The organism is Flagellimonas iocasae, from assembly GCF_042682725.1.
Lineage (GTDB): Bacteria > Bacteroidota > Bacteroidia > Flavobacteriales > Flavobacteriaceae > Flagellimonas > Flagellimonas iocasae.
Genome location: NZ_JBHUHU010000005.1, coordinates 742012 through 766057 on the forward strand (window position 1 = coordinate 742012; position 24046 = coordinate 766057).

The 24046-nt window shown below is 44.1% G+C and carries 12 protein-coding genes; 5 read left to right on the plus strand and 7 right to left on the minus strand.

Annotated elements, in window-relative coordinates; translation table 11 throughout:
• Positions 1–14: 14 nt before the first annotated feature.
• The 7 genes from ACFSJE_RS17215 to ACFSJE_RS17245 all read right to left on the minus strand — a co-directional run bounded on the left by ACFSJE_RS17215 (position 15) and on the right by ACFSJE_RS17245 (position 13221).
• Positions 15–1079 (minus strand): cellulase family glycosylhydrolase, encoded by a 1065-nt coding sequence (locus tag ACFSJE_RS17215; RefSeq protein ID WP_379832109.1) that lies wholly within the window; start codon positions 1077–1079, stop codon positions 15–17.
• Positions 1080–1158: 79 nt separating this feature from the next.
• A complete protein-coding gene (locus ACFSJE_RS17220) occupies positions 1159–2820 on the minus strand; it encodes a sodium/sugar symporter (RefSeq protein WP_379832110.1) in 1662 nt (553 codons plus the stop codon).
• Between the two features lie 67 nt (positions 2821–2887).
• Positions 2888–4531: an MGH1-like glycoside hydrolase domain-containing protein gene (locus ACFSJE_RS17225; RefSeq protein WP_379832111.1), complete on the minus strand. Its 1644-nt coding sequence runs from the start codon at positions 4529–4531 to the stop codon at positions 2888–2890.
• An 18-nt stretch (positions 4532–4549) separates the two neighbouring features.
• Complete coding sequence (locus ACFSJE_RS17230; RefSeq protein ID WP_379832112.1) at positions 4550–7285, minus strand: glycoside hydrolase family 2 protein; 2736 nt, start codon at positions 7283–7285, stop codon at positions 4550–4552.
• A gap of 35 nt (positions 7286–7320) precedes the next feature.
• Complete coding sequence (locus tag ACFSJE_RS17235; RefSeq protein WP_379832113.1) at positions 7321–8508, minus strand: aldose epimerase family protein; 1188 nt, start codon at positions 8506–8508, stop codon at positions 7321–7323.
• Between the two features lie 10 nt (positions 8509–8518).
• Positions 8519–11035, minus strand: a complete 2517-nt coding sequence (locus tag ACFSJE_RS17240) for a glycoside hydrolase family 127 protein (protein WP_379832114.1) — start codon at positions 11033–11035, stop codon at positions 8519–8521.
• Between the two features lie 35 nt (positions 11036–11070).
• A complete protein-coding gene (locus ACFSJE_RS17245) occupies positions 11071–13221 on the minus strand; it encodes a beta-L-arabinofuranosidase domain-containing protein (RefSeq protein ID WP_379832115.1) in 2151 nt (716 codons plus the stop codon).
• Positions 13222–13618: 397 nt separating this feature from the next.
• Here ACFSJE_RS17245 and ACFSJE_RS17250 point away from each other — a divergent pair, with 397 nt between their 5' ends.
• The 5 genes from ACFSJE_RS17250 (at position 13619) to ACFSJE_RS17270 (ending at position 24004) form a co-directional block, all read left to right on the plus strand.
• Positions 13619–14683: a glycoside hydrolase family protein gene (locus ACFSJE_RS17250; RefSeq protein WP_379832116.1), complete on the plus strand. Its 1065-nt coding sequence runs from the start codon at positions 13619–13621 to the stop codon at positions 14681–14683.
• A 148-nt stretch (positions 14684–14831) separates the two neighbouring features.
• A complete protein-coding gene (locus tag ACFSJE_RS17255) occupies positions 14832–16250 on the plus strand; it encodes a TolC family protein (protein ID WP_379832118.1) in 1419 nt (472 codons plus the stop codon).
• Entirely contained in the window at positions 16243–17451 is a 1209-nt protein-coding gene (locus ACFSJE_RS17260; RefSeq protein ID WP_379832119.1) for an efflux RND transporter periplasmic adaptor subunit, read from the plus strand. The genes ACFSJE_RS17255 and ACFSJE_RS17260 overlap by 8 nt, the downstream gene beginning before the upstream one ends.
• Positions 17423–20584: an efflux RND transporter permease subunit gene (locus ACFSJE_RS17265; RefSeq protein WP_379832120.1), complete on the plus strand. Its 3162-nt coding sequence runs from the start codon at positions 17423–17425 to the stop codon at positions 20582–20584. The genes ACFSJE_RS17260 and ACFSJE_RS17265 overlap by 29 nt, the downstream gene beginning before the upstream one ends.
• A 258-nt stretch (positions 20585–20842) precedes the next feature.
• Positions 20843–24004: a WD40/YVTN/BNR-like repeat-containing protein gene (locus ACFSJE_RS17270; RefSeq protein WP_379832121.1), complete on the plus strand. Its 3162-nt coding sequence runs from the start codon at positions 20843–20845 to the stop codon at positions 24002–24004.
• Positions 24005–24046 lie beyond the last annotated feature (42 nt).

Below are 24046 nucleotides of genomic sequence, written 5' to 3' on the forward strand. Positions count from 1 at the left end.
GTCTTTCTCGGTAGTTAATCTACTCCGTTCAACTTCTTGATCAAATCAACCTCATCTTGACGGTAAGGGGTTCCATCCTTCCTGAAGACGTCATGAAACCACTCAACCGGTTCTTCACCACTCTCAATTGGCGTATTCCACTGGTAAATGGTATTGGTCTTTCCCTTTACCAATCCCCAATTAATGGCTCCGATGTTTTCTTCCTTCAGCATGGGCATAATGTTGGAAAATCTACTGTTTCGGGTTCGTGCCATATATTCAGTGCAGATCATGGGCCTTCCATGGGTTCTCAACAGTTGTATGATCAATTTATGGTCTTCAGTGTCCCCGTAGTGGTGATAGGTAATAATGTCCGAGTTCAAGGCCTGAAACGCATTTAGGTCCACCAATCCCCACGACCAGATTCCAGCTGAAAGGGGTTGAGATGGATTGACTTCCCTCGCCCAGGAAAATACGGCCTTTAGCAACGGCATGGAGTCGTTTATCTTACCGGTATTGCCCGGTTCATTGTATAAATCCCAGAGAAGCACCCGGTCGTCATCCTTGAAAGTGGTCAAAATATCCTTTACGTAGGTTTCCAAAAAGGGAAAATTAGCCACATTCTTTGAAGCGGGGTCGCCTGGATCCTGCATCCAACCGGAATTATGGGTTCCGGTAATAGGCTCAGGTTGCTTACCGATTTTCGGTTCCTTTCCCCATACATCATCAAAAAACACGAACATGGTCTTGATTCCTTTGCTATCCGAAATGTCCAAATATTGATCAATTCGTTTTTTGAACCCTTTTGGGTCTTGCTTATACACAAGACTGTGGAGATACACCCGCATTACATTCATGCCGATTCCTTGGGCATACCCCAATTCCCTTTCGATGGTCTCTGGATCAAAAGTATCTTCTTGCCACATCTCCAATTGATTGATGGCATTACTCGGTATGAAATCCGCACCGTTGATCCATTTGTACTGTGCATACCATTTCTCCGCCTTTTCTATGGACCATTTTTCCGATTTTCCGGATTGCCCCAGAATCAGGCCAAAAGTCATTACAAGGGTTATTGTCAATAAATTTTTGATCTTCATTTTATGATTTTATACTTCTTAAATTATTGTTTAGCCTTTCTTTGGGATGATTATTCTATGCTGATTTTGCATCAATATATCACCACATCAATGCATAAATGGCTGTTAAAATCAGCATGATGGCAAATGCACCTATATTGAATTTGGGGCTTGTTTTGAACACTTCCTTTTTCAATGTAATGCCTTTGGGGTCATCCTTACCCCTATTTTGAAGGTAACTCACCAACATGATCACCAGTATGGTAATTAAACAGGTGTATCCCATTTGGTCCATCCATGGCAGATTGGGAAACAATCCTTCCAATGCACTTCCCGATGCCCATTCCTTGGGTCCAACCTTAAAGAACATGGCCACAGGAATGGAAGTCAATACGCCAACAATGGCGCCCTTGTTCGTGGTTTTTTTCCAGAAAAGTCCCAATAAAAAGACCGCCAAAATACCTGGGCTTACCACTCCGGTATATTCTTGAATGAACTGAAATGCTTGGTCAATTCCACCTAAAAGTGGCGCAACAATCACCGCAATACCCAACGCAACCGCTGCGGAAATTCGACCCATTCCCACAGTTTGCCTGTTGTCTGCATTTGGATTGATCAATTGTTTATAGATATCCATGGTGAAAATGGTAGAGGTAGAATTGAGCATGGAAGCGAGGGAAGATACAATGGCTGCAGCCAAAGCCGCAATGGCCACTCCCCTTAATCCTGTGGGCAACAATTGAACCAGCCATGGATAGGCCTTGTCCGAAGCTCCTTTTGAAGGAAGATCGGCAAGTCCATGGTCTCCCAAACTGGTCAGCATCTCAGGATTATTTACTATCACATAGGCAGCGATACCTGGAATAACCACTACCAAAGGAATAATCAATTTTAGCCCTGCAGCGAACAAAATTCCCTTTTGGGACTCGCGTAGCGATTTGGCCGCCAATGTCCGTTGAATGATGTATTGGTTAAATCCCCAGTAATAGAGGTTGGCGACCCATAGGCCTCCTACGAGCACCCCAATACCGGGAAGGTTCATGTACTCGGGATGGCCCTTCTCTAAAATCATCTCAAAATGACCTGGGGCTGTATCCATCACCGTTTTCAATCCGTCTAAAGGACCATCTCCTCCCGAAACAATATCCAAAGCAAGGTACGTAGTCACCAAACCACCAATAACCAGAAACACCACCTGAATAATATCTGTCCATGCCACCGCGGAGAGTCCGCCATAAAGCGAATAAGCCGCCGCGAAAAGTGCCAGACCAATAATGGAGTACATCATGGGTATCCCAAGAATGGTCTCAAGGGCAAGACCTCCCAAATACAGGACAGAAGTAAGGTTTACAAATACATAAAGGCATATCCAAAAAACGGCCAGGATGGTCTTTAGGTTGGTGGAGAATCGCTTTTCCACGAACTCAGGAATGGTATATAGTCCTTTTTCAATAAAAATGGGCAGGAAATACTTCCCCACAATAATGAGGGTCAATGCCCCCATCCATTCATAAGAGGCAATGGCCAGTCCCAAGGCAAATCCTGAGCCTGACATTCCAATAAATTGTTCCGCAGAAATATTGGCTGCAATAAGAGATGCTCCAATGGCCCACCACGGGAGCGATTTGCTGGCCAAAAAATAGTCCTCCGCATTTTTCTGGTGCCCTTCCTTGTTGCGTGAAACCCAAAGTCCCACACCCAATATTACAAGTGCATAGGCGATGAAGACAAAATAGTCCCAAAACTCAAAGCTATTTTCCATAATTGTTTAGTTAGTTTGTTTTATGTGCTTGTGCTTTCTATGGCAATCTTTTACATAGGAATTTATGCTAAATTTTTATGTTCACTTTTGAAACATCCGCTCCTTGGTGCACCATGGTTCCATCATAAAATATCTTGAAACCCTCGCCTTTCTGAAACTTTGTTCCTGTCCTATCCCAGAGAATAGTCAATTTTTTGCCTTGGTAATCAACATTGTCCAGACAGAACCAATCCCAATCCTCCGGAACCAGTGGTTCTACCACAATTGAACCGTCCCACTGCGGTTTAAATCCAATTAGGTCATTGATGACCAAATCGCAGAACCCGGAGTGGTTGTAATCCTTTCCTCGTTCTTTTCCACCTTTTTCAGCGGACCAGGTTCCATTATCCCAAGTTTTCAATCGGGTTCTAGAAATCCAATCACCGGTATACGGGTTCAGGTTTTCATCAATCCACATTTGGGTCTCTCCATTTTCCCAAGTCATTTTATGGGCCTCCGCATATTGCTTCAACAGACGGTGGTAAGCTGATTTATCCAGCGAGCCGTTGTATTCGTAGTTATTCAGAAAATTGGAAAGGCTCTTTAAGGTCTGGGTAGTGGCAAATGGCCATGAAGGCCCGTTCCATTGGCATTCATGTCCTTCATATTTTAGTTGAAAATAGGGATGTGATTGTTCGCAGGTGGTTAGCCCGACCGGGGCAAAAAATCCTGTGGTATCCAACACCTTTTCCCAAGCCTTCGCGTATTGAGGGTTATCATCTGGAAGATTGAAATACCAAGGGGTGTAACCGATGAGTTCGCGAATAGCAACCGGCTTGTCCTCATCTGAATAATCGCGGGGAAGTATCGTGAAAAAGTTCAAGGAATCGTTCCACAATTTATTCTGGACCAAATCTTTGATTTGGGCTGCTTTATTCTGATAGGTTTCCGACAAGGAATCATTACCGAAGTTGGAAGCCAATTCAGCTATGGCCTTTGCATCGGCATACATATAACTATTGATGGTGGGACGTGCAGCCAACGTACTCCAGACATCCACACCTTTATCAATGACCCGCCCCCCGGAACTGAATTCCATTCCGTCCAAATTATCATCTTGCCAAAACAAACGTTCCGGTGCATCCCGGCGCTCCTCCTCCCAACCCTTATAATTCTCCACAAGATGGGGAAGGTGTTTCTCCATGTACGTTTCATCCTTATTGACTTTTGAAAAGGCCAATGAAGCATTGGCCACCCAAAAACTATATCTGCGTGTGTTCTCCGCTTCGGTCAACCAATAATCGATGTAATCTTTGACGAACTCATTGTTCTTTAGCCAACGACCTTCATAAATGTGGTATGCTGCTGGGCAATTGATGGTATTGTATTTTCCGGCCCAGGGTACATCAGGCAAAAACTCGGTAATCACAAACCCTCTCGGTGTTTCTTTGATGTGCTTCCGAAAGGTCCACCATCTAAAATAATAGGTCTTTTGTATGGCACTATCCGGGATTTCCAGTAAGGGAATGTTGGCCTCTAGGAATGGTATTACTGAATCATTGTCAACATATTGCTTGTAAAGCTCATTGTCATCTTTATTGAAGTCCTCAAAATAATGGGTATAGTCTTCAAAATCCAGAAATACGGTCTCCTTCCCTTCCTCTGAACAGCCAAACGTCATAAGAAAAGTGAGCACAAGACCGCTCCAAACCAATTGCCGTGTATACCTCATAAAAGCTTTATTCTAAAATTAGTCAACTATCACAATTCCAGGATCTAGTACATATCGCCCAAAATCCTTTCCATAAACAGCAATACCACCGCCGTTTACAGATCGTAGTTCAACATTGATCTTGTTGTTGTTTGATTCTAGCGCACTAGTCACCATATCCAAGTCCATGGGAACCTTTACCAAATATCCGTAGGAACCTGCTTCGCGAAGCTTACCATCCCGCAACTGATTGTGCCATGATAACACTCCTCGGTGATCCGCAGGATCATCGGTCAAAGTCATGCTCTTCACCTTTTTACCGTTCACCCAAACCTCAATTTCGGATGGGTACAACGTCTCGTCCGTCATCGGATAGGAGTTGGGATTACTGGAGTTGGACACCCGGGAACCTTTCATAAAATCCTGATCTTCCTGATACTGCTCTTGATCTTTAACAAATAGTTCCTTGGCGGACAACTCTGCCAAAAAGTAAACTTCTTTTGCTTTTCTGATGGATTTTTTGGGGACTTCAATAGCGTACACAAACTTTCCTTTTCCTGCTCCATTGACTTTTTTCCCATCCAAAACATCCCATGATTTAGCGCTCCATTTAGCTTCTTTAAAATCTTTGGCACTCACGGTATGGGTAGTGATTCCTGAAAGCTCTTCTTCGGAATCGATGATAAAGTGCATGAAATTCCTTCCCACAACCTTGCCTTGCGCATCACTCAACTCCAAGGTAAGTGCGGCCACAGATGAATAATCGGGCATTGTAACTTTTATGGGATCTATGGTTTTTTGCATCCAAGGCTGATATGGAACCTGAACGCTTCCTTCCACTCCCTCGTGCGCTTCACCCAAGTAATCGGTGGCAGTAAGTTTATACTTCAACGTAAGCTGTTGACCCAAATTCTCCCCACTCATCACCGAAATGGTCAACGGAACTTCAGCTTGTTCACCACCTTTCATGGATTTACTGATTTCTCCTCCGGTAGAAATGTAGACTTTTGAATGCCAATCGCTCAGGGTCATTCCAGGGAAAATCTGTTCCAATCCGGTAAATTTCTCGCTACGATCAAATTTCCAATACCCATTCCATTCGTTGATCACATCGTGGTGTTCGGTGTAGAGCCATCCCGCTATTTTGGGATGATCTCTGAATGCATTCATCATTTTATGATAATCCCAGCTCCAGTCCACATCACCGGTACTGCCATCATACCCCCATACGTTTCCGCATTCTGAGTTGATATTGGGCTGATTCGCTTGATAAAATCCATCTTCAAAATCATAGCCACTGCCGGCATACGTGCTATCCGAAACTTGTTGAAGAAATTCTTGCCATTTATAACCCGGGAGATAGGAGTGCCATGAGTTGATGTCCGTTTCTGTATGGCCATATCCACAACATATGGAATTATCCTCCACCAAACGTGTTGAATCCAATGATTTTGTCAAATAATACATGGAGGCCACCCAATTTTGGGTTGAGGGAAGGTAGCGCCCGCCGTATTCATCATCATGTTTTAATCCCCATGTTTCGTTGAACACAATCCATGAAAATATGGAGGGGTGATTAAAATCCCGTTTTACCATTTCCCGAAGTGTATATTCGGATTCGGCTTTCATTTTTCGCTCGGGCTCTCCCCAACTGTTGGGCAGGTCGGACATTACCAAGAGTCCAAGTTTATCCGCCCAATACAATTTTCTGGGGACCTCAACTTTGATGTGTGTTCGGATACCGTTTAGACCGATGGATTTTGATCGTAAAATTTCTTCTTTGATGAATTGATCACTGGGGAAGGTGTAAAAACCTTCGGGGTGGTAGGATTGATCCAACGCCAATTGCAAATAGATGGGCTCGTTGTTCAATGAAATGTATGGGTAGTCGGTTCCGGGCATGTTCTTTACCGAAATCTTTCGCATTCCGAAGTAGCTTTTCACAACATCGTTCCCCAACTGCGCTGTGGCATCATATAAATAGGGATCGTCCAAACTCCATAAATGCTGATTGGGAATTTCAATACTTACCGACCCGCTATAACTTCCTTGTGGAATTGTTATGGTTTTGTTCAACGGACCCGATTCAGTTTCCACACTAACGGTAACCGTTTGGTCCGCTTGAGCATCATCTACAAGATAGGCAGTTGCCACAACTTTGGAGTTGTCAATGTCTGGGGTAAAATGAAGCGCATCTAAATATTGGGTGCCTCGTGCCTCTAGATAAATGGTCTGCCAAATACCGCGTGCATTTCCATATCCTTGCTTGCCATAAAGGGTGAAATCCCTTCTGACATCATCAACCCGAATGACCAATTGCTGTGAACGACCGTAGGTGATATGATCGGTAAGTTCAAATGAGAAAGGTGTGTAGCCTCCTTGATGGGTTCCCAACTTTACTCCATCTAACCAAACGGTGGTTTCCCAATCAGAAGCTCCAATCACCACAAAGGTGCGTTTGTCCTTCCAAGACTCATCAACTTTTATCTCTTTTTTATACCATGCGATGTCGGCCTCATCAGCAACACCAGACAATTCCGACCCCCATGGAAAGGGTACATTGATGGCTTTTTTGAAAGAAACCTTTCCATCCTTCCAATCCTGTTCCAGTCCTTTGTCATCTTTGTCAAATTTAAAGGACCACTTGCCGTTTAGATTGGTCCATTCGCTTCGTTCAAAATCGGGTCTAGGATGCTCTGGCAAAGGAATTCCTTGTCCGTTCATATATCCGAAGGAAAGTAGTAGCGCTATAAAAAGTAGTTTGATTTTCGCCATGATCTTCTTTTGTTTAGTTGTTGATTGCCACGGTTTTATTCCCGTAGCGTAGTGAATTTATAGATGCAAAGTGATTGATATTCTTCTCCTGGGTCGAATCTAGTGGAAGGAAAATGGGGATGGTTTGGACTGTCTGGGAAATGTTGGGTCTCCAGACAAAAGGCTGACCTAAACCCATAGGATTTTCCATTTTTTCCCCTGATGGTCCCATCCAAAAAATTACCTCCATAGAATTGTACCCCAGGTTCATCAGTATACACTTCCATGATACGACCCGATACAGGCTCTACGACACGAGCGGCAAAATTGAGTCCTTCCAAACTTTGGTTCAATACAAAGTTATGGTCGTAACCCATACCATATTTTAGCTGCTCGTCATCTTGGTCTACCCTTGCTCCTATTGATGTCAATTTTTGGAAATCCATGGGTGTACTTTCTACCGTTGCCAGTTCACCAGTGGGAATGAGTCCACTATCCACAGGAGTGTAATATGCGGCATTTATTTGGAGTAAATGATCGTTAATGGAACCTGAACCCGCTCCTTTGAGATTAAAAAAGGAATGATGGGTGAGATTCAACACTGTTGGTTTATCTGTTGTGGCCTTGTAGGAAATCTTCAACTCATTATCCTCGGTCATCTCATACGTTACAACTACATCCAAATTTCCAGGATACCCTTCTTCCATGTCAACGGAAGTGTAGCTCAACTGTAGGGTATGGTCATCCAATTGTTTTGCTTCCCAAACCACATCATCAAAACCATGGTTTCCGCCATGCAGATGGTTGGCATCGTTGTTGGTGGCCAAGGTGTACTGTTTTCCATCCAATGTAAATTTTCCTTTGGCTATTCTATTTCCATAGCGCCCAATCAAAGCCCCGAAATACTTCTCCTTAGCGGTCAAAAAGCCATCTAGTGTGGGATATCCAAGCACAATATCTTCAAAATTCCCAAGTCTATCGGGCACCCAGAGTGACACTACCTTACCTCCATAATTGGTGATTTCGGCCACCAGTCCGTTTGAGTTTGATAGGGTATATAGTCCGACTTTCTTACCATTAACCTCCTTCTCAAAATCAGCTTTCTGCAACAATGTAATGGTACCGTCCAGTGTTTTTTGAGACATCATTTTAACGGTAATTAGGTTAATGGCCACAAGGCATAGGAATATTTTTGTCCATCGGTTTACCAACCGGGATTTTTTCCATTGAAGTTCCATTTTCATAGTAGACTATTTAGTCCTCAAAGTCTATTTCCAAATCCAGAACCCCTACGTTTTTGCCTTTCTCAGGATTCATCTTTACACGGATTCCGGCTGTGGTAACATCTTGTGCAGGATGCACTACGTTGTATTCATCCTTGTCCACAGAGTAGTCGTCCGTAACGTACAAGGGCATATCCTTCCACGTGTTGTTTTCTTGGTACTGAACCGACCATGAAGCCGGAACTGACACCCCACGTCCATCGTCAAACCAATAGATATTTACACTTCTAATTTTGCGGCTTTTATCAAGATGCACATTGACCCATTGCGCTCCATCATCCTTACTGATCCATGGCTGAATGGTTCGATCTATGGAAGAGCTTGGTCTTCGAGGGTCTGAAATTGCAGTTAGCGAGCCTGAATTTCCTGTTGATGAAGCTTCCACAGCTTTGTATTTACCACCTCTTGCCGTCGTTCCATCGGAAAATTGAACGCCTTGTTCCGAAGTAGGCACCCAAACAATCATGGATTCGTCCCCACGGTTGTCCCAAGCGTAATATGGAATCATTTTTAAGCCTTCATCAACAGACCCATTTTGGGCAATCATTTTAGAGGGTACACTGATTTTCACGACGTTCTTCAATACGCCTGAATTGATGGTCTCTTCAGAAATCTGATTTTCCTGAGGAACATTTTCAAAATAATAATGCTGTGCCGCACTTGTGTTGTCCACTTCTTCGGCAGCGAAGACCAAAGGACCACGTGTCACGGCCAGTCGCCCATTATTGGCCTCAACTTCGTCCATGGACTGGTTGAATCGCACAGGCATGGGTAAGTCAAGGGATACTTTGTCACCAGTTTTCCATTTTCCTCGAACAATGGCAAATCCATTTTCCAAAGGAGCGCTTATTTCATCTCCATTAACGGAAACGGACCATTCCTTGTCATCCGAATTTGTATAATGGTACAATTCTCCTGGTACAAATTGATTGGTTCTTGCCCAAGTTGGGATTCTAAAGCGGATTTCGAACTCTTTTGTTCCGTCCAACGTCAATTCCAAATCCACCTTACCATCAAACGGGTAATTTGATTTTTGTTTGATATCAACATTCCCAACTTCCAACGGGATTGTGGTTGAGCTTGATGCATAATAGTTGGCATAAATGGTATTCGCGTCGGTAGCGTACATCATTCCAGATACCTGCGGAATCAAACGGGCAATATTGGAAGGACAACAAGCGGTGCCAAACCATGGGGAACGCCCTGGTCTACCATGGTTAAAAGGTGTTTCTCCATCGGCTTCCAATGGATTGACGTAGAAGAAACGGTTCCCTTCAATATTCACCCCAGCCAAGGCATTGTTCAATAATGAAACCTCGGCCACATCCATATATCTGGAGTCTTTGGTCAACAAGAACATCCTAAAATTGAAAAACACATTCCCAACGGCAGCGCAGGTTTCGTTGTATGCTTCTTTATTTGGAAGAACGTATTCAGGACCAAAACCTTCAATACCGTGTACAGCACCCAATCCTCCGGTAATGCTCATTTTACGATCCACAATGTCATGCCAAATACTATTTAACGCTTCATTGTACTCATCTGTACCTGAGAGAGCGCCTACATCGGCCATTCCTGAGTAGAGATAGGTGGCTCTCACTGCATGACCCACTGCTGTTCGCTGATCCTGCACGGGTAGGTGCTGTTGGGCATAATCTGAGGCATAAACCCCTTCACCCTCCGTTTGAAATGTTTTTCCGCGGATATCCAGAAACTTTTTGGCCATCTCCAAATACAGTGGGTTTTCGGTCAATCGATATAATTTAGCGAGCGCCAATTCCAATTCCTCGTGCCCCGGTGCTTGATTCACAGGTACTCCGTCATTATAGTTCGGGTCTCCTTCAAAAAACACTTTGTTGATGTGTTGGGCATTTTTCTCAGCCACCTTAAGCCACTTATCCTTTCCTGTAGCTTGATAATAGGCAATGGCACCTTCGTACATGTGGCCCATATTGTACAACTCATGACTGTGCAATACATATTTATAGGGCTTCTCTCCATATATTTTTGGGTCATTGGCAGTACCTGTTACATGCGGCACATACAAATAACCATCCTTTTGCTGCGCTCTGGCAATGATATCGATGATACTGTCCATCCGCTTTTCCAAAGCCGGATTTTTTTCAGTTTTTAAGAGATAGGCCGCACCTTCCATGACCTTAAAGAGATCTGAAGATTGATACCTATGTGGCTTGGGAAGTGGGGAATCCAGACCTTCAAGAAAATCCCCAGCTAATTTTAAGGCCTTTTGTGCCTCAACGGTCTTATCCAATGAAAAAGGAACCAAAGTCTCCATTTGCGTTTTCAATCTGGGTTTCCAAAACTGGTCTTCCATGGTTACTTCATTAAACGGTATGGGAGTCAATCCGAACCCATCGCCTTCTGTTTGACTTTTATTCTGAGCTGCACCTTTATCTTGACAGCTTAAAAAAGCTAAGGAGACTACCCCAGCCAAGCCAATTAAAAGGGTGTATTTAAATTGTTTCATGCTACTTCAATTAATGTTTTTTGTGGTTCGAAAAATCAGTCGTTCTGAAACACAGGAAATTCGGTGATTCTTAACGTAGTTGCACCATAAGGAACTAGGGTAATGTCCTTAACTCTTGATGCTTCCACAGATTCTTGTCTATGACCCCACCACGCTGGAAAAACAGGAACACCGTTTACTGTTTTCCATTCTGGAATCACTACACCCTTACCTTTAAGCTGAATCGGCACATTGTCCAAATTCCAAGGGTACGAACCATCCCAATCTTTGGTTTCAACCTCAAAAGAGGTAGCAAGTGAATTCAGGTCGCTGGACATTAGGGCATAGTTCCAAGGGTCTGTTGGATACACTTCCGTGAATTCCCCATATTTGTCTCCCCTGTCCTTTTTCTTCTCTTGACTAGCCACTTTTAAGGAATATACCAGCGGACCACGTTCAATGGTATGAGCAAAGTCAAACCACTGTGATGTTTCCAAATGCATCGGCATGGTCAGGGTAATTTTATCCCCATTTTTCCAAGTTCTATCAATTTTGGCCACCTGATTGGCCACCTCAAATTCAACAGGACTTCCATTAATGTTTATGGTAGCTCCCTCCGTCCAATCTGGGATTCTCAAGTGAAATGGAAATGCGGTTTCGTTAGCCAGTGAAAGTTCAAACTGCACGGTTTCTTTAAATGGAAACTGTGTGGTTTCCTTAACCGTCACCTCTTCACCGCCCCTAACTTTCAAAGTGACCGTGTTGGGTGCATATAAAAATGCCGCCATACCGCCGTCGGCACTGGCATACCATAAGTTTTGCACAAACTTGGGCCAGCTTTGGTGCATGTTAGTGGTGCAGCAAGGGTAGCCACTGAGGAGTCCATATACAAAATCGGTTCCTTGATGGGTTTGGGTCTGATATGAGGATTGAAGTTTATCCGAAATCTCTACCTGATTTGCTGCCTGAAAATACTGTCGGGCCGTATAATCGTCATTGGCCTGGGTTGGAAGGGCATTGTAGACTATTTTTTCCAATAAATCAGCATAGAACATATCCCCTGTGATGGGCAACATCGTCTCCAACGAGTACATAGATTCGGAAATGGAACAGAATTCCACCCCTTTGGTTGGGTCTGGCCCATGCAGTGGCTCATCACCACCATACATCCCTTGAGGCTGGCCATGGAAAAATTTGATGTCAGCAAAACCTTGTCTGGCAGCTTTAAGGTGCTTATCATCTTGATTGATTTGGTAATACACCACGGGTTCCTTGACGCCTTGTGCGAAATTAACGCAGTGTAAACTACCTAATTTGGACACGTGAATATCTTTCATTTCCTCGGGCTCAAATGGATATTTCACCCCACTGGTCGCCCAAGCGTCAGGCAATGGTTCACGGGTGATATCATTTAGGAAGACCTCAGTCCATGGAAAGGTTTGCTCAGATATAATGTCTGCCAATTCCAATAGAAACTCATCCCCAGTAATATTGTAAAGCCATAGTACGGCCTGAAGATTGTCCCCTCCCCTTCGATTGGCCCAAAAGGTTAAAAAGTCAAGCGGTTTTTCTGGAAGTTGCTCGTGTTGATATTTAAAATATTTGGTCAATGCCGTAATGACACGTGCATCCTCGGTAGCCGAATAATACTGCATCAAAATTTTAAGCATTACCATTTTAGGCCACCAATCCGTGCGCATACCACGTTGAAGGCCAGCTTCGGGCTCTGGTTCCTGATCAAAAGGTATTGGTCCCAAATAGCCATCTTCCCGCTGATTGTTGAGAGTCCATTCTATCCAAGGTTTGGTCTTGGCAATAAGGGCCTCATCCTTTAGGATGTACGCCAATGGAAGCAAGCCATCAATCCAATAAGGTCCCCGTTCCCAGCCGTCGCCATCTCCACCGAGCCAACCATTTCTTGGCCCGACAACTTCTGGGTACAAGTCATCAAGGTTTCCGGTCATTCCGTCCTTCATTCGTATGAGTTGCTCCTGAAGCCATCCTTGGGGCTGTATGGTTCCCAATGGGAGTTCTAAATACGGTTTTTGTAGTAAGGGAGCCCTGTTCTGTAGGTACTCTTGGCTTGCAGTGGTGGTAGCGGCCACCTCTTTTTCTTTAGATGTATCGGTTTTACAAGCCCCTAAAACGATAACAATGGAATATAACCATACGCGGTTGAGACCAATTTTTGAAATTAAATTACCCATAAGTTTACTTAGTTTGATAGTTAACCGGCGCTATCTCCAGAGCTGAAATGTGCAATCGAGTTTCCAGATGACAGTGACGTACTTTTTGCTAAAATAAAAAATAATTGTAAAAAATACGTTTAAAATGTGAGTATTTACCAAAAAGTAGTGGTTTAGTTTCATAAAATCATCATTTATTGGCATCTAGATTGAATATAGTATCATTCTGATGGCTCTAAAAAGGAATTAAACAGTCTGATTTGACTAAATTTTAATGGTAAATAGGCTTTAAACACCTTTCACAATACGCAGTGAAAAACCAGAAACCAACAATATAAACGTATTTTTTACATATATAAAAAATCACTACATTAGCTATGGTCGAAAAATAGAAATGCATCAACCCACCAAGCACCGAATGAAAAAAATAACTCTTTTAATAACCTTAACAATAGGAACACTGTACTTGAGCGGTTGCAAACAGGAAAAAACTACACTACCTAAAGTAGTATCACAACAAGAAATGGAGAAAGTCTACAATGAAATTAAAACTCCATATAAATATGGTGTAGTGGTGCAGCATCCGGATACGACCAAAATGGTTGACTCCCCCACTATTTTTCGAAAAAATGACCTGTGGTATATGACCTATATCGTTTTTGATGGCCAAGGTTACGAAACATGGTTATCGGAAAGTAAGGATTTGCTTCACTGGAAATCCAAAGGAAAAATATTATCCTTCACTGAAAACACATGGGATGCCAACCAGAAAGCGGGATATGTTTCCCTTGTTGATATTGATTGGGGCGGTGATTACGCGGTGGAGAGCTATGAAGACAATTACTGGATGACTTATTTAGGAGGGAATACAGCTGGGTACGAAGCAGGAACCCTCAAAATTGGATTGGCCAGCTCCCTAACACTGACGGAAGCCGAGGCATGGAACACCAATAATTCCCCCATCATGTCGCCTGAAGATTCAGATTCCCGTTGGTTCGACAACAAAACCATTTATAAAAGCCTAGTGATTCGCGACACAGAAAAACACACAGGCCACCCTTTTGTAATGTATTACAATGCCAAAGGTAAAGAGGATGATTACGAAAGTATCGCCATGGCAGTGTCAGACGACATGCAAACTTGGGAACGCTTTGGCGAACAGCCGGTGATTACCAAAGGTAAAGGCATCTGTGGTGATGCGCAGATTGCCAAATACAATGATCTATACATCATGTTCTACTTTGGCGCCTTTTGGAAACCGGGTGCCTTTGAACGGTTTGCGTGCTCGTATGATCTTATCAATTGGACCGATTGGAACGGGGAAGACCTCATTGCACCTTCAGAAGGCTTTGACAAAACCTATGCCCACAAACCTTGGGTCATAAAATGGAATGGTGTTGTCTATCATTTTTACAATGCCGTCGGAGACCAAGGAAGGGTAATTGCATTGGCCACATCCAAAGACTTAAAAAAAGAGCCTTGATGCACTAGATTTACACCATTAATCTATCAAAAAAAAGCATGTCAACCCTACAAAACTAATTGTTGATGAAACAATTATGTTTTTGTTAATATAGTTTCTCAGCAAAAAAATTATTTTAAGGATTGTAAAAACCATTCCTTAAAAACACGTGTTGGTCCAAATAGCCAAATACAAATCCTTATTGCTTATCCCATCCATTTTCCTTTTGATGGTAGGCTGTGCCCCAAAATTTTCAAACACGGAATTGCCTATTGAGGAACCTCGGGAATTCTCACGAACAGGAACCAATGTCATCGAAGACAAGTGGTGGCTCTCCTTTCAAGATGAGAAATTGAATATGCTGATTGACAGCGCAATGCAATCCAATTTGGATTTGGCTGCGACCTGGCAACAGTTTTTGGCCGCAAAAGCAGTGGTAAAAGGGCAAGCTTCCAGTAAATGGCCAGAAATCAACGCATCGGCCCAGTCAGCGATCAATTTACCGGAACCTGACTTTGTTGGAGGGGAAAATACCCAACTTGGATTTTTGGCAAACTATGAGTTGGATCTCTGGGGACGAATCGGAACAGCGGTCAGAGCTGAAAAACTTAGGGCCGAGGCCAGCCTTTTCGATTATCGTGCCGCAGCCATTTCGTTATCCGCAGAAATCACCTCCACATGGTATCAATTGGTTGCTGCTAAACAACAATTAAAAATTACCGAAAATCAAATAGCAACGAATGAGGCCATCATAAAACTAATCCGGTCCCGATTCACCGGTGGGCAGATACGCGCTGTGGACATTCTTAGGCAAGGGCAGTTGTTGGAGAGCACCAAAGAACAACAGATCATTTTTTCCACCAATGTCCAAGTCTTGGAAAATCAATTGGCCGTGCTTTTGGGAAAACAACCCCAAGACACCTTAATTTTTGAAGAAATCACACTTCCTGAAGTACCAGAATTACCAGAAACGGGGCTACCCCTAGAACTTGTAAGACGTAGACCGGACCTTCAACAATCCTATGCCCTCTTATTGGCCGCCGACCAAGATTGGGCCTCGGCAGTTCGAAGTAAATACCCCAGAATTTCAGTGAGTGCAAGAGGACAATTGCGCTCCAATAGTTTCGACAACCTTTTTGATAACTGGGCTTATTCCTTGGCCGGAAACATTTTAGCCCCCCTATTCAATGGCGGCCAATTGAATGCCGAAGTTGATAGGACCCTCGCCATAAAACAACAGCGACTTTACCAATACGGACAAACTACACTAACTGCCTTTCAAGAAGTAGAAAATGCACTTGTACAGGACATCATGCAGAAACAACGGTTGGAAAACATTCAACGGCAACTGGAATTGGCCGAGAAAAGCAACAAGCAATTGCGGGTTGAGTTTTTGAATGGCTTCAGCCCTTATTTGGATGTATTGATAGGTCTTGATCAAGAACAGCAATTACGAAGGGACTACGTATCGGCACGACTGCAACACATTCAATTTCGTATTGGATTGTACAGGGCATTGGCCGGAAGTTTTGAAACAGGCAGAGATCTTGAAAATCAAAACCGTAACGTAAAACAACTGTATGAGTAGTAAAAAAATACTATTGATTTGTTTGGCCATTCTGGCAGGAGGCGTTCTGATCACAACGCTAATTTTCTTCACCGAACCCGAAGCACAACGCGAGGGTGCCAGCATTGAGACCGCCATTTTGGTCGATGTAATCCCCGCTGAACACGGCACTTTTGACCCCACAATCGTTGCAACTGGAACGGTGCAACCCGTGGAAGACGTGATATTGAGTCCGTTGGTATCTGGACAAATTATTCGAAGGGACCCGGCGTTTACCCCCGGTGGCTTTGTTAAAAAAAATCAGGTGTTACTGCAAATAGACCCCTCAGATTATCGAAACACGCTCGAACTGAGAAAGAGCGAGCTCTTGCAATCCGAAACTGCTCTAGCCACTGAAATGGGTCGCCAACAAATCGCAGTACAAGACCTGGAACTCATCACCAATGACTCCCTTTTTGGTGACAACCCTCTTTCCGAAGAAGAACGCCAACTGGTGCTCAGAAAACCACAACTTAACGCAGTAAAAGCTACCATCAATGCAGCAAAGGCATCAGTGGGTCAAGCGCAGCTCAATTTGGAGCGGACCACTATTCGCGCTCCTTTTGATGCTCACATCCTCAGTCAAAATGTAACAAATGGCTCCCAAGTGTCTCAAGGAGATGATTTGGGTCGTTTGGTGGGCACTGAGCACTATTGGGTCACCGCTGCGGTTCCCGTTTCCAAACTTCAGTGGCTGGATTTTTCCAACAACAGTTCCGAAAAAGGTTCGCTTGTCCGTATCGAAAATCCAACCGCTTGGCCACCCAACACATACCGAGAAGGGTATTTGGACAAACAAATAGGCGCTTTGGATGGACAAACACGATTGGCTCGGGTATTGGTTAAAGTCCCGGACCCCTTGTCCACAACAAAGGCCATGGAGGAACAGCCCAAATTAATGATCGGAACCTTTGTTGAAGTCAAAATTCAAGGGAATTCTGTGAAAAATGTGGTACGACTAAGCAGGGATTACATCCGAAATAACCAAACCGTTTGGGTCATGAAGGATGAAAAATTGGAAATCCGTGATGTGGAAATTGTACTGACGGACGACACCCATTCCTACATCAGCAAAGGATTGAACCAAGGAGAAATGGTCGTGACCACCAACCTCAGCACCGTTACGGATGGCATTGATCTCCGAACCAAAACCAATGAATCCACCACCCAAATACAGGAATAGGATGAAGGAGAAGGACATCAAAAAGAAATCCCCACGGAAAGAAGGCGCCATAGCCTATATGGCCCGTAATTCAATTGCCACCAATCTACTAATGCTGGTTCTGATTGGCGGCGGATTGTTCACCATGTACACCATTCAAAAAGAGGTTTTCCCAGAATTCCAGTTGGATTTTGTGGAAGTTTCCGTAGCCTATCCAGGAGCGTCACCAGCCGAGGTGGAACAAGGGGTGTTACAACCTGTTGAAGAAGCCGTTCGAGGGGTTCAGGGCATCAAAGAAATTGTCTCACAGGCCAATGAAGGGTCGGGGCAGGTCAGTATTGAACTGGTTGCTGGTACCGAACGCATGAAAGCCTTTCAGGATATTGATCAAGCCATCAACCGTATCCGAACGTTCCCTGATGATATTGAGCGCCCTGAAGTGAGTCTCCAATCCCGGCAAAGGGATGTACTTCAAATTGGATTGTATGGTGACGCTGATATTTGGAGCTTGCGGCAAATTGCGGAGCGCTTACGCACCATTTTGCTCAGTAATCCAGAAATCACACAGGTAGAACTGAACAATGTACCCGATTTTGAAACGCGGGTAGAAATCCCCCGACTCAACCTTCAAAAATACAATCTGACCTTGGGCCAAGTAGCCGATATCATCCAACAAAGCAGCAACGACGTGCCGGCAGGTGCCGTTCAAACTCAAAGTGGTGAGATTTTGCTGCGGATGCAAGAGCGCAAACAATGGGCCGAAGAATTTGGAAATATCACCATTGTATCCTCACCAGACGGCGCAAAAATTCACCTAAAGGATATTGCCACCATCACCGATGGTTTTGAGGAAACTGGATTTCATGGGCAGTTCAACCAGGCCAATTATGTGGAGCTTCAGATATTCCGGATTGGGGATCAATCACCCCTTGAGATTGCAGAGGTGGTTGAAACCATTTTAAAGGACTATCAATTGCCACCGGGTGTTAATTATCGTACGGATAGCAACCGTGCTGCCGATTATCAAGAACGACTTTCATTGCTCACCGAAAACGGCATCCTGGCCATCATCATCGTATTGATTATCCTGACGTTGTTTTTGGAATACCGACTGGCCTTTTGGGTCATGATTGGAATGACTGTTTCCTTTATTGGTGGAATGATCATTCTGCCCTTGATTGGCGTCAGCGTTAATATGATTTCCATGTTTGGGTTTTTGGTGGTACTCGGAATTGTGGTGGATGATGCTATTGTGGTTGGGGAAAACGTATACGAATACCGCCAGAAAGGGTTGAGTCCCATGAAAGCCGCCATAGCCGGTACCAAAGACGTTTCCCTACCTGTAATTTTCAGTATTGTCACCACCATCATTGCATTTGTCCCCCTACTTTTCATGCCTGGAGAAACGGGAAAATTTTGGCAACCTCTACCGGCCGTGGTCATTGTTATTTTGGCGGTCTCCCTCCTCGAGGCACTATTTATTCTTCCATCCCACTTAGGGCATTTAAAAAAGCAAAAAAGCAAAAATAAATGGGTGTTGAAACTGGAAGGATGGCAAGCAAACTTCGCCAAAGGTTTTGACAATCTTGTGGAAAAACGGTATCGTCCCATGCTGGACATTTGCCTAAAACATAGATACATAACCCTGAGCATTGCGGTCACCCTCTTATTGGTTGTTGGTGGCTATGGTTACAGTGGCCACATGGGGATGATCATGATGCCAGAAGTGGCCGCGGATGAAATTGAAGCTGGAGTGCGGCTGCCCGTTGGTACCACCCCAGACCAAGCCGCTAAAGTTGCCCATGATATTTCTGAATCTACCCAACGTATGTTTGAGGAACACAACCTTTATGAAGTGGCCGAAGGCATCAAGACCAATGTCCGAGGTCAAAATTTTATCGATGTTGAAATTGTAATGCTTCCTCCGGATCAAAGAGACATCACTGCGGGAGAGGTAATCTCCCTTTGGCGTGATAATATTGGTGATATTGAAGGGGTGGACCAAATCACCTTTGAAGCTGAAAGAGGTCCCGGCGGAGCCCGGCAGGCCATCAGCATCGATTTAAGCCATTCCAATATTGATGTATTGGAGAAAGCCAGCGCTGCCTTTGTTGACCGGATGCAGGCTTTTTCCAACACCCGCGATGTGACCGATAATTACAACAAAGGAAAAACGCAGTACAATTTTAAGCTATTGCCGCAAGGTAGAAATCTTGGACTCACTTCTGATGAGGTGGGAAGACAGGTCAGGGATGCTTTCTTTGGTGCCCTTGCCATGCGCCAACTACGTGGGATGGATGAGATAGAAGTCCGGGTGAAACTACCTTTGGAAGAACGGAAAGACATCAAAAATTTGGAGAACTTTCTAATCAGAACCCCAAACGGCGTGGAAGTGCCTCTGTTGGATGTAGTGGAAATCGAACCACAAGAAGCCTTTACCAATATCAATCGAAGGGATGGAAGACGAGTGGTAAATGTGGGAATGGATGTGGAGCCTGCCAATTCGGTAGGTAGGGTCATTGCCAAGGTACAAGAAGAAACCTTGCCTCAACTTCGGGCCGATTTCCCAGGAATTACATGGAGCTTTGAAGGTAGTCAAGCCGATATGCGCGAAAGTACCAGTGTACTCCGTGCGGGCTTTGCCATTGCCATGCTCTTGATCTACGCTTTGCTTGCCATCGCGTTCAGCAGTTATGTGCAACCCTTGATCGTAATGTTTGCAATTCCATTTGGAATTGTTGGAGCCGTAATAGGCCATATTTTATTGGGGTATGATTTGTCGTTGGTCAGTTTAATGGGAGTGATTGCCCTATCAGGGGTGGTTGTAAACGATTCCCTCATTATGATAGACTATGCCAATAAACGTCGAAAAGAAGGTGACTCGATTTACAAATCCATACATGAAGCAGGACTCAGAAGGTTTCGGCCCATAATATTGACCACCATGACCACATTTGGTGGATTGGCACCAATTATTCTAGAAACCTCAAGCCAAGCCTTTTACCTCATTCCAATGGCAATTTCCTTAGGATTTGGAATCGTGTTCGCGACCACTATCATTTTGGTAATAGTGCCATGCCTTTATTTAATTCTAGAGGACATTAGACTACTCATGGCCAAAGGACGCACCGTAAAAGAGGTAAACGTAACCTAAAATCCCAAGTCAAAAATTGGATATCCCATACGGTTGAAACTTAAGTAAGGCAAGGGGTAATATACTATCAATTCGGTTGATTGCCAATAGATTGTGATTTTCAGAAAAAATAGAACATTATTGGTTTTCTTCAATTCTATTTCAAAAATCTTGAACAGTTTTGCCAATTTTCAGAAAAGCCTTCAAAAATAATTGGGTCTGATTTATTATAGTTGCTTATTACCTATCTTAAGTAGTTTTAAGCAAGAATTAATAACTATGAAACCAAAATTTCCCCTGATTCCCCTTTTCTTATTCCTTTTTTTAACCGCTTTTGCTCAAACCGACCCAGCTGTCTTTGATGACCTGGAATTCCGATTTATTGGACCTGAAGGTAACCGTGCCATCGCAATTGCAGGTGTGCCCGGAGACCCCATGATCAATTATATTGGAGCTGCTTCCGGAGGTCTTTGGAAAACCACCGATGGAGGCATTAATTGGCAACCTATTTTTGACGACCAAGATGTTTCGTCCATTGGGTCCTTGGCCGTCACCCCTTCCAATCCCGATATCATTTGGGTAGGAACGGGAGAAACTTTTGTCATCAGACCCGCCCATGCCATGGGAGACGGTATCTACAAGTCTGAAGATGCCGGTAAAACTTGGAAAAATATGGGACTGGAAAAAACAGGCCGTATTGGTCGTGTAATTGTCCATCCCACGAATCCAGACATTGTTTACGCCGCTGCATTGGGCCATACCTACGGTCCGCAACAAGACCGTGGTATTTTTAAAACTACCGATGGCGGTAAAACATGGAAAAAAATCTTTTTTGTGGATGAGAATACCGGTGCGGCCGAACTGGCCATCGACCCTAAAAACCCAGACCGACTTTTAGTTGGAATGTGGTCCATTCATATAAACACTTGGGGATTGAACAGTGGCGGCCCCGGAGGTGGAGTTTACCGTACCACCGACGGTGGTGAGTCATGGGAATCATTATCCAAATATGGTCTGCCCGGTGGAAAAGACAATCCCGTTGGAAAAACAGCAGTGGCCATTTCTCCTTCTGAGCCCGATGTGGTGTACGCCCTTTTCGAAATTGATAGTCCTGCATTGTACCGTTCCGAAGATTTCGGGAACACTTGGACCTTACAGACCCGTAACCACGATATTGCCGAGCGTGCTCCCTATTATACAAGAATGGCCGTGTCTCCTTCAGACCCAAACGAACTGTTTTTTGCGAGTGTAAAGTTCAGCACCTCCAAAGATGGTGGAAAAACCATATCCGGAGGATATGCCGCTGGTGGTGACAACCATGATATTTGGTTAGACCCTACCAATTCAGACCGAATGATGGTAGCTCACGATGGATGCGCCAGTATCACACTCAATCATGGTAAAAGCTTTCAACGTGTGGTTCTTCCCATTGCGCAAATGTATCATGCCGCAGTAGATGACCAGATACCGTACAACGTTTATGGAAACCGTCAAGATGGGTATTCCTATAAAGGCCCCAGCAATAGTTTGCAAGGCTATATTCCTCTAGGTCTTTGGGAAGGTGTTGGTGGATGCGAGAGTGGTTTCGCGCAACCCGACCCATTTGATAATGATATTGTATGGTCCGGATGTTATGATGGTGGTTTGACGAGATACAACGCACGCACCGGACATGCACAGGAAGTTCGTGTTTGGCCAGAAGCGGGGTATGGATGGGAACCCGGTAAACTTAAATACCGCTGGCATTGGAACTTTCCATTGGCATTCTCACCTCATACCAAACATCGTGTATATGTAGGTAGTCAGTTCGTACATAAAAGTGATGACAATGGTCAAAGCTGGCAAGTAATTAGCCCCGATTTGACCTTAAATGACAAATCCCATCAGCAAAGTTCTGGTGGAATTGCCATTGACAACCTAATGACGTTTGATGGAGCTGTACTATTCAGCATTGTGGAATCTAAATTAGAACCTGGCCTTATCTGGACCGGAAGTAATGATGGACAAGTGAATTTGACCAGGGATGGTGGTGAAACTTGGACCAATGTTACCAAAAACATTACCGGCCTGCCTAAATGGGGAACGGTGACCAATATTGAGGTATCCCACTTTAAAAAAGGAACGGTTTACATTTCGGTGGACCTTCACCAAATGGGTTATTTTGACCCCTATATTTACAAGACTTCAGATTATGGCCAAAGCTGGAAATTGGTCAGTGGAAGTGTTCCAAAATCCGTGCATAGTTTTGCCCACGTGATTAAGGAAGACCCCAAAAGGGAAGGTATGCTCTATCTTGGTGTTGACAACGGAATCTATATTAGTACCAACGATGGTGAAAGCTGGATGCGTTTGCGAAACAACCTTCCTCCCGCCCCTGTGTATTGGTTGGAAATCCAAGAACGTTTTGATGATTTGGTAGTAGGCACTTATGGAAGGGGCTATTACATCTTAGACAATATTTCCCCCTTACGTGAATACGACATGGATGCAGAAGGCAAAGACGCCCATTTGTTCAGCTTGCGCCAAGCCTACCGATTTCAGGATAAACAGAGCATTAAAACGGACGGCCCCAGCCTAAATGCAGGTAGAAACCCAGCCTATGGTGCCGAAATCAATTATTATTTGGCCGATAGTGATCATGAAAAGGTTGAAATACAGATTCTTTCAGAAGATGATGAACTGATCAGGACACTTCAGGGTAAAAAAGAAGCAGGTGTCAACCGGGTAATGTGGGACCTTCGGTATGAACCCACCTATAAATCCAAATTGAAGACAACCCCTCCGGGAAGACCATGGGTACAACTCAATGGCGAAGGATGGAGACCTTTGGTCACTTGGGATATTGATTTAAGACGCGGACAATTTGGCCCTAAAACCGTTCCAGGCACATACAAGGTCAAATTGATTGTAGATGACGACGAATATATTAGAGAAGTGGAGGTTCTTAAGGACCCAACCACCGAGGGCACCATTAAGGATATTGAAAAGCAAGTAGCCTTTTCGTTGGAACTGCGTGATGCCATGAACCTTGCCGTTACCATGATCAATGATATTGAAACCATTCGGGCGGAGCTGAATGAGGTGATTCCACTGCTTAAAAATAAAAGTGATGCAAAGAAAGCAGAAGAACTTCGGGTTATTGCCGAAGGCATTGCAGAATCTCTATACGATATTCACCTGACAGGTGCCCGTGAAGATGCCTTTAGGTCACCCATGAAATTGTATGGTCGCTTGAGTGCTCTTGCCAGTGACATTACCGCATTCGGGGTCGACTTTAAACCAACGGACCAACAGGAAGAGGTATACTCCATTTTCAACAAGAGACTTAAAGATGTTGATACCAAATTCAAGAAATTCATGAAGGAGGAAATCCCAACCTTTAATGATCGCTTGAAACGAAGTGAGCTTCAAATCATTTTGGATAAGAAGATAAAATCCTAAACACTTTCGGGTACATCCCTGAATAAAAAAAGCTGTAAGTGA